The sequence below is a fragment of the Aliiroseovarius sp. PrR006 genome (assembly GCF_010500215.1).
Classification (GTDB): domain Bacteria; phylum Pseudomonadota; class Alphaproteobacteria; order Rhodobacterales; family Rhodobacteraceae; genus Aliiroseovarius.
The window spans coordinates 1-1,394 of the sequence record NZ_JAAGOY010000006.1 but is presented as its reverse complement, the minus strand read 5'-3'; the positions used below and the strand labels follow the sequence as shown (position 1 = coordinate 1,394).

Annotated in this window: 1 protein-coding gene; it reads right to left on the bottom strand. The window is 37.9% G+C overall.

The window, feature by feature from the left end; genetic code table 11:
- Positions 1 to 1,373: translation elongation factor EF-1 subunit alpha (tuf, locus tag G0Q00_RS08530; RefSeq protein ID WP_163038402.1), on the bottom strand; the 1,373-nt coding region annotated here is incomplete at its 3' end.
- Positions 1,374 to 1,394: the final 21 nt, after the last annotated feature.

The following is a 1,394-nucleotide window of genomic DNA, read 5'->3' as shown; positions in this document are numbered from 1 at the left end:
GCCTTGGTTACTTTTCCTTCTACAGCTTTCTTAGTTACCTCCTTAATAACACCAACCGCCACAGTTTGTTTCATATCCCGAACTGCAAATCGGCCAAGTGGTGGATATTCGCTAAAGGTTTCAACGCACATAGGCTTAGAAGGAACAAGCCTAACTAATCCTGCATCACCAGATTTAAATTGTTTTGGGAAGTCTTCCAGATCTTTTCCTGAACGGCGATCAATTTTCTTCAATAATTCCGCGAACTTGCAAGCAATATGTGCAGTGTGACAATCCAAGACTGGAGAGTAACCAGCATGAATTTCCCCTGGATGATTCATAATAATAACTTGCGCTACGAAATCAGTAGCTTGTCTAGCTGGATCACTTTTGGAATCACTGCACACATTACCTCTACGTATTTCTTTCACAGACACATTTTTAATGTTAAATCCCACATTATCACCAGGAAGAGCTTCAGTCAACGCCTCATGATGCATTTCAACCGATTTGACTTCAGTAGTGAGACCTTGAGGAGCAAATGTAACTACCATTCCAGGTTTTAGAATTCCAGTTTCAACACGTCCAACTGGAACTGTGCCAATGCCACCAATTTTATAGACATCTTGTAATGGGAGCCTTAGAGGTTTGTTTGTTGGTCTAGTAGGAGGCTCCAATGAATCTAATGCATCTAATAATGTTTTTCCCGTAGTTTTGATTTCCTCTTTTTTTGCATTTTTGCGAGAAATTTCCCATCCTTTATACCATGGCATGTTTGAGCTTTCATCAATCATATTATCTCCATTCCAGCCTGAAATTGGAACAAAAGCCACGCCATCTGGTTGATATCCTACTTTTTTTAAATAACCAGAAACTTCTTTCTTAATTTCATTAAATCTTGGTTCACTAAATGGCGGTTCAGTTGAATCCATTTTATTTACACCAACAATCATTTGCTTTACTCCAAGAGTATAAGCCAATAAAGCATGCTCTCGAGTTTGTCCATTTTTAGATATACCTGCTTCAAATTCACCAGTTCCAGCTGCAACTACTAACACTGCACAATCTGCTTGACTAGTACCCGTAATCATGTTCTTAATAAAATCTCTGTGACCAGGAGCATCAATAACTGTAACATAGAATTTTGTTGTTTCAAATTTCCACAGAGCAATATCAATGGTTATCCCTCTTTCTCTTTCTGCTTTCAATTTATCAAGGACCCATGCATACTTGAAAGAACCTTTTCCCATTTCTTGAGCTTCTTTCTCAAATTTTTCGATAGTTCTTTTGTCGATTCCACCACATTTGTAAATTAGATGTCCAGTAGAAGTAGATTTACCACTATCTACATGACCAATGACTACAATATTAATATGGGTTTTATCACTAGGCATTTCACACTACTTCGTTCAGAA